Here is a 6,451-nt window from a genome sequence, read left to right on the forward strand (position 1 = left end):
CGCGGGCGGGCGCGGTAGCGCTCGATCAGGCCGCGCGTGCTGGCGTCGTGGGCGTCCGCCGAGGGGGCGGCCGCGTGCGGGTCGAGCTCGGCCAGCACGCGCGCGGCGAGCTGCTTGCCGAGCTCCACGCCCCATTGGTCGAAGCTGTTCACATCCCAGATCACGCCCTGGACGAAGGTGCGGTGCTCGTAGGCGGCGACCAGTGCGCCGAGCGTGAAGGGGTCGAGGCGCTCGAGCAGCACAACGTTGCTCGGCCGGTCGCCGGAGAAGACGCGGTGCGGGAGCAGGGCAGCGATACGTTCCTCGGGAACGCCGGCCGCGCGCATCTCGGCCTCGGCTTCGGCGGCGGTCTTGCCGCGCATCAGCGCTTCGGCCTGCGCCACCAGGTTGGCGAAGGCGATGCGGTGCAGGGCCTCGTCCTCTCGGCCGGGATCGAGCACGCCGATGAAATCCACCGGCACGAGCTGCGTACCTTGGTGCACAAGCTGGAAATAGGCGTGCTGGCCGTTGATGCCTTGCTCGCCCCACAGGATGGGGCTGGTGCGGCAATCCACCGGCGTGCCGTCGCGGCGCACCGACTTGCCGTTGGATTCCATGTCGAGCTGTTGCAGGTAGGCGGGCAGGCGGTGCAGGCGCTGATGATAGGGTGCGACGAGCTGGCTGGCGGCGTCGAGGAAATTCACGTTCCAGATGGCGAGCAGCGCCATCAGCACCGGCAGGTTGGCGGCAGGCGGGGCGGTGCGGAAATGCTCGTCCATCGCGTGCGCGCCGGCGAGCAGTTCGTCGAAGCGATCGGGGCCGAGCGCGAGCGCGATGGGCAGGCCGATCGCGCTCCATAGCGAGAAGCGCCCACCCACCCAGTCCCAGAAGCCGAACATGTTTGCGGTGTCGATGCCGAAGTCGCGCACCGCTGCGGCATTGGTCGACACGGCGACGAAGTGGCGCGCCACCGCGGCTTCGTCGCCGAGCGCGCCCACCAGCCAGGCGCGTGCGGCGTGCGCGTTGGCGAGCGTCTCCTGCGTGGTGAAGGTCTTCGAGGCGACCACGAACAAGGTGCTGCGCGGATCGCAGCGGCGCGTCACGTCGCCGATGTGCACGCCGTCCACGTTGGAGACGAAGTGCACGCGCGGGCCGTCGCCGGCGTGGTCCGCGAGCGCCTCGCACACCATCGCCGGACCGAGGTCGGAGCCGCCGATGCCGATGTTCACCACGTCGGTGATGCGTTCGCCGCCGTGGCCACGCCAGTCGCCACCGCGGACCTGCAGGCAGAACGTGCGCATGCGCGCCCGCACCGCATGCACCTCGGCAGCGACGTCCAGGTCCCCGACTGGCCAGTGTGCCCCCGGCGGGCAGCGCAGGGCCACGTGGAGGACGGCGCGGACCTCGGTGGTGTTGATGCGTTCGCCGCCGAACATCGCCCGGATGCGACTGGCGAGATCGGCCTCGTCGGCCAGGCGCAGCAACAGCACCAGCTCGTCGTCGTCGAGCAGGTTCTTCGAGTAATCCAGGGTGATGCCGCAGGCGCTGGCCTGCATGCGTGCGGCGCGCCCGGGATCGGCGGCGAAGCGCTCGCGCAGGGAGCGCGGGAGATGGGTGCGACGGCGCTGCTGGAGCGATTTCCAGGCGGCCAGGGAGCTGGGGGCAGGCATTGGAAGGGACCGGAACGGCCGATGCGAGGAAGATGGATGCTTGTCGAGGATCTTACCTAGCGCGCGCGTGCCTGTGTGCACCGGAAGCGCCGCAGGGCGGGACTTTCGGCACGCTGCGCGCGCGCACGGAATGCGGCCGTCCCTACGCGCGTATGGGCGCTTGATATACTCGCCGCTCCCCGAACCTTTGCGAGTCGCCCTCCGGCATGCCGCTCAACATTCCGAATGCGCTGACCTGGGCGCGGATCGCCATGATCCCGGTCTTCGTCGGCCTCTTCTATCTCCCCGAATCGTGGATGCCGATCGCGACCCAGAACCTCGTCGCCACGGTGATCTTCGTCGCCGCCGCGGTGACCGACTGGTTCGACGGCTACCTCGCCCGCGCGCTCGGCCAGACCTCGGCCTTCGGCGCCTTCCTCGACCCGGTTGCCGACAAGCTGATGGTGGCCGCCGCGCTGATCCTGCTGGTGCAGCTCGGTCGAGTGGATGCGCTGATCGCGGTCGTTATCATCGGTCGCGAGATCACCATCTCGGCCCTGCGCGAGTGGATGGCGCGGGTCGGCCAGTCGGCCAGCGTCGCCGTGGCCTATGTCGGCAAGCTCAAGACCACCGCGCAGATGGTCGCGATCCCGATGCTGCTGTTCGATGCCTCCCTGTACGGTTTCGACCTGCGCCTGGCCGGAGAAGTGCTGATCTACGTCGCCGCCGCGCTCACGCTATGGTCGATGGGGTACTATCTCCGGCGCGCGATGCCGCTGCTGCGCGAGACGGAAGAATGAAGCGGATCGCGAGAAAGCGCAGATAGGGGTTGACGAGCTAAGAATTGTGTCTATAATGGCGGTCTTTCCCGGGCGGGAATAGCTCAGTTGGTAGAGCGCAACCTTGCCAAGGTTGAGGTCGCGAGTTCGAGACTCGTTTCCCGCTCCAAAGAATTCGCAGGCTGGGCAGTGCCCAGCCAAGTGGCCCCGGGGCATTGGGGCAGCTGGCCGAAACGGTTGTGGCGCGATGGCAGAGTGGTTATGCAGCGGCCTGCAAAGCCGTGTACCCCGGTTCGATTCCGAGTCGCGCCTCCAGTAGTAAAAAAGTTGTAAAGAAGTATTGCGATGCGGTGCAAAAGAAGCTAGAATTTGCGCCCTGTCGTCAAAGCGGGAATAGCTCAGTTGGTAGAGCGCAACCTTGCCAAGGTTGAGGTCGCGAGTTCGAGACTCGTTTCCCGCTCCAGATTCTGAAAGCCGGATGTGCGCCCAGCGCCCATCCGGCTTTTGCATTGTGCCCCCGCGGTGCATGCCTCGCCGGCGGTTTGCCGGGCGCGGCCTTGCAGGGTAGGCTCGAAGCTCTCCCGGAGCTCTCTGCGATCCTCGCGCACCGCATGCCCTTCACCATCGACTCCACCTTGCCCCTCCCGGCCGGCGCCGTTCTTCCCGACTATGGCGACGGCGGGCTCTACGGCTTCGCGCGCGGGCTCCGCCACTGGCTGCACGACCGCAAGGCCGGGTGGCCTGCGGCCGAGGTCGCGCCGGGCGAGCGCGCGCTGGTCGTGCTGCTGGTCATCGACGGGCTGGGCGAACGCTTTCTCGACACGGTCGGGTGGGGCTCCGCGCTGCATGCGGCCAAGCACGCCGGCCTGAGCTCGGTGTGCCCGAGCACCACGGCGAGTGCGATCACCACGCTGGCGACCGGCGTCGCGCCGGTCGAGCACGGCCTCAACGGCTGGTTCATCCACGATCGCCGCTTCGGTGGCGTGATCGCGCCCTTGCCGCTGATCCGCCGCAGTGGCGAGCCGCTGGAGGCCTTCCGCCTGCTGCCGCGACTGTTCCCGGTGGCGCCGATGTATCGCCACGCCTGCCGACCGGTCACCCTGGTCTCCCCCGTGCAGATCGCATTCTCGCGCTTCTCGCTGCACCATGGGCGCGGGGCACACATCGAGCCTTACGAAGGGCTGCAGGACTACGTGGCCGCCATCGTCGACATGGCCGATGCGCTCGCGCACAGCGGCGGGCTGATCCACGCCTATTACCCGGTGTTCGACATGCTGAGCCACCAGCACGGCTGCCGCTCGGCCGAGGCGGTCGCGTGCTTCACGCGCGTCGATGCCGCCTTCGTGTCGCTGCAGCAGGCGCTGGCGGGGCGCGACGTGCGTCTGCTGGTGACGGCCGACCACGGCTTCATCGACGCGCCACCCGAGCGCCGCATCGACCTCGCGCCCGACGGCGAGGTCGCCGCCATGCTCGCCGCGCCGCTGTTCGGCGAGCGCCGGCTGGCTTTCTGCCGGGTGCGCGCCGGTGCGCAGGCCGAATTCGAAGCGTGGGCTGCGGATGAGCTGCGTGGCAAGGCGGTGGCGGTGCGCGGCGAAGACTTTCTCGCCGCCGGCCTGCTCGGCCCGGGTCAGGTGCATCCGCGGCTGGCCGAACGCCTGGGCAGCCACGCGGTACTGATGGAGGCCGGGTGGACGATCGTGGATCACGTGGCAGGCGAGCACGAGCACACCATGATCGGCGTGCATGGTGGCCTCAGCGCGGACGAGATGCGCGTGCCGCTGATGCTGGCACGTACCTGAGGACGGGCACTCCACACGGCTGCGACAGGGCGGTGGACCTGGCGGTCCGTGCTCGGCACGCATCCCCGCCTGCGCCCTGGCTCTTCAGTGCAGGTCTTCCTCGGCTGGCGGGACCGGCAGCACCAGGATGCCCTCTTCGAGCAGGGACTCGACCTCGTCGGCGGAGGCCGAGCCGCGAATGTCGCGCGCCTCGGTTTCGCCGTAGTGGATGCGGCGCGCCTCCTCGGGCAGGCGCTCGCCCACGTTCTCCGCAACGCGCGCAAGGCTGCGCAGCTGCGTCATCAGGCGCGCGAGTCCTTCGGGAGCAGGAGCGGAGGGAGGGACGGCGCTCGCGGCCTGCACCTCACCCGCTGCGGGCGGCCTTGCCGAGGCGGACTGGCCGGTCTGGACGTAGGGCGCGCTCGGCAGGCGGCGGACCTCGGTGGCGCCGCAGATCGGGCAGTTCACCAGGCGGTCCGCGAGCTGCGCCTCGAAGGCTGCGGCGGAACCGAACCAGCCTTCGAAGCGGTGTGCATTGCTGCAGTGTAGGTCGAGTACGATCATGGCGAGGACTGTCCGGTCACTGTGCCGGGCAGGACGCCGCAGCAAGGATGGGACAATGGCTGAGCGGGATGGTGCCCGGGACGGGACTCGAACCCGTAAGGCTTACGCCGGCGGATTTTAAGTCCGCTATGGTTACCGATTTCATCACCCGGGCGGCCGAGGCTCAGCGGTTCTGCTCCGGCAGCACGATATTGACCTCGAGCACCTCGTAGTTGTCCTGCTTTTCGAGCTGGACCTTGATGTCGTCGGGGTTGACCGCGACGTACTTCGAGATGACCTCGATCAGCTCGCGCTGCAGGTCGGGCAGGAAGTCGGCCCTGGGGCTGTCGCCCGCGCGCTCGTGGGCGATCAGCAGCGACAGGCGGTTCTTGGCGATCTCCGCGGTCTTCTTCTTTTCGCCGAAGAGGCGGGCGAGGAAGGACATGTCACTTGCCTCCGAACAGGCGCTTGATCAGGCCGGGCTTTTCGTAATTGACGTAGCGCAGCGGCAGGTCTTCGCCGAGGAAGCGGCCGACGACGTCGGCGTAGGCTTCGGCGACGTCGGTACCCTTGAGGTGGATCGCGGGCGTGCCCTGGTTCGAGGCGTGCAGCACGGACTCCGACTCGGGGATCACGCCGATCAGCGGCACGCGCAGCAGCTCCTGCACGTCCTTGTACGACAGCATCTCGCCGTCCTCGACGCGCTTGGGCGAGTAGCGGGTGATGAGCAGGTGCTCCTTGACCGGCTCGCCGCCCTCGCGCGCACGCTTGGACTTGCTCTGCAGGATACCGAGGATACGGTCGGAGTCGCGCACCGAGGAGACCTCGGGGTTGGTGGTCACGATGGCCTCGTCGGCGAACGTCAGCGCCATCACCGCGCCGCGCTCGATGCCGGCCGGGGAGTCGCACACCACGTACTCGAAGCCCATGTGCTCGAGCTCCTGCAGCACCTTCTCGACGCCTTCCTCGGTGAGCGCGTCCTTGTCGCGCGTCTGCGAGGCCGGGAGGATGAACAGGTTGTCGCAGTGCTTGTCCTTGATCAGGGCCTGGTTCAGGCGGGCCTCGCCATTGACCACATTGACCAGGTCGTACACGACGCGACGCTCGCAGCCCATGATGAGGTCGAGGTTGCGCAGGCCGACATCGAAGTCGATGACGGCGGTCTTGAAGCCGCGCAGGGCGAGTCCGGAGGCGAATGCCGCACTGGTGGTGGTCTTGCCGACGCCGCCCTTGCCCGAAGTTACTACGATGACTCTCACGGTTTCCCCTTGTGGATGCGGTATGGCTGGCTCAGTCGAGCTTCAGCGCTTCGAGGTTGAGTGTATGGTCGGTGCCGCTCAGCCGCACCAAGGTGGGCTTGCCGGCAAAGGCTTCGGGAATGCCGCGCTCGAAGGTGCGGTACACGCCGGCGATCGATACGAGTTCGGGGCCGAAGTTGCTGGCCACGATGCGCGCCGCCTGGTTGCCCTGAGCGCCCGCGATCGCGCGTCCGCGCAGGGGGCCGTAGCAGTGGATGCTGCCATCGGCGATGACTTCGGCGCCGGGGCTCACGCCACCGAGCAGGACGAGATCGGTGCCGCGCGCATAGATCTGCTGGCCGGAGCGCAGCGGGCGTTCGACGAACATGGTCGGGGTGGCCGCAGCGGCGACCGGGGGCGGCGCAGCCGCGGGCGCGGGCTCCGCGGGAGCAGCGTGGCGCGCGGGCGCCTCGGCGGGCGGGCGG

7 protein-coding genes and 4 tRNA genes are annotated in these 6,451 nt (G+C 68.5%); 5 read left to right on the top strand and 6 right to left on the bottom strand.

The annotated features are described in order from the left end of the window. Window positions 1-1,649, bottom strand: a 1,649-nt coding sequence (gene pgi / locus C665_RS17630; RefSeq protein ID WP_004324893.1) for a glucose-6-phosphate isomerase, incomplete at its 3' end; no start/stop codon positions are given. Window positions 1,650-1,855: 206 nt separating this feature from the next. Here pgi and pgsA point away from each other — a divergent pair. The 5 genes from pgsA to C665_RS17655 all read left to right on the top strand — a co-directional run bounded on the left by pgsA (window position 1,856) and on the right by C665_RS17655 (window position 4,206). Beyond that, a complete protein-coding gene (gene pgsA, locus C665_RS17635; RefSeq protein ID WP_004324894.1) occupies window positions 1,856-2,428 on the top strand; it encodes a CDP-diacylglycerol--glycerol-3-phosphate 3-phosphatidyltransferase in 573 nt (190 codons plus the stop codon). Window positions 2,429-2,500: 72 nt separating this feature from the next. Then, window positions 2,501-2,576: transfer RNA gene (locus C665_RS17640), tRNA-Gly, on the top strand. Window positions 2,577-2,648: 72 nt separating this feature from the next. Next, window positions 2,649-2,722 (top strand) — tRNA-Cys (locus tag C665_RS17645). 72 nt (window positions 2,723-2,794) lie between these two features. Beyond that, window positions 2,795-2,870, top strand: a tRNA-Gly gene (locus C665_RS17650). Between the two features lie 148 nt (window positions 2,871-3,018). After that, window positions 3,019-4,206 carry an alkaline phosphatase family protein gene (locus C665_RS17655; protein WP_004324896.1) on the top strand — a complete coding sequence of 396 codons (1,188 nt, stop codon included), beginning with the start codon at window positions 3,019-3,021 and terminating at the stop codon, window positions 4,204-4,206. A gap of 84 nt (window positions 4,207-4,290) precedes the next feature. Here C665_RS17655 and C665_RS17660 read toward each other — a convergent pair whose 3' ends face one another. The 5 genes from C665_RS17660 to minC form a co-directional block, all read right to left on the bottom strand. Then, window positions 4,291-4,749, bottom strand: coding sequence for a DUF1178 family protein (locus C665_RS17660; RefSeq protein ID WP_004324898.1), 459 nt, complete (start codon window positions 4,747-4,749; stop codon window positions 4,291-4,293). Between the two features lie 69 nt (window positions 4,750-4,818). After that, window positions 4,819-4,903: transfer RNA gene (locus tag C665_RS17665), tRNA-Leu, on the bottom strand. 9 nt (window positions 4,904-4,912) lie between these two features. Beyond that, window positions 4,913-5,173: a cell division topological specificity factor MinE gene (gene minE / locus C665_RS17670; RefSeq protein ID WP_004324900.1), complete on the bottom strand. Its 261-nt coding sequence runs from the start codon at window positions 5,171-5,173 to the stop codon at window positions 4,913-4,915. 1 nt (window position 5,174) lies between these two features. After that, complete coding sequence (gene minD / locus C665_RS17675) at window positions 5,175-5,987, bottom strand: septum site-determining protein MinD (protein WP_004324902.1); 813 nt, start codon at window positions 5,985-5,987, stop codon at window positions 5,175-5,177. Window positions 5,988-6,018: 31 nt separating this feature from the next. Continuing rightward, window positions 6,019-6,451: septum site-determining protein MinC (gene minC, locus C665_RS17680; RefSeq protein WP_004324904.1), on the bottom strand; the 433-nt coding region annotated here is incomplete at its 5' end.

Origin of the sequence: Thauera aminoaromatica S2, from assembly GCF_000310185.1 — a bacterium.
Lineage (GTDB): Bacteria > Pseudomonadota > Gammaproteobacteria > Burkholderiales > Rhodocyclaceae > Thauera > Thauera aminoaromatica.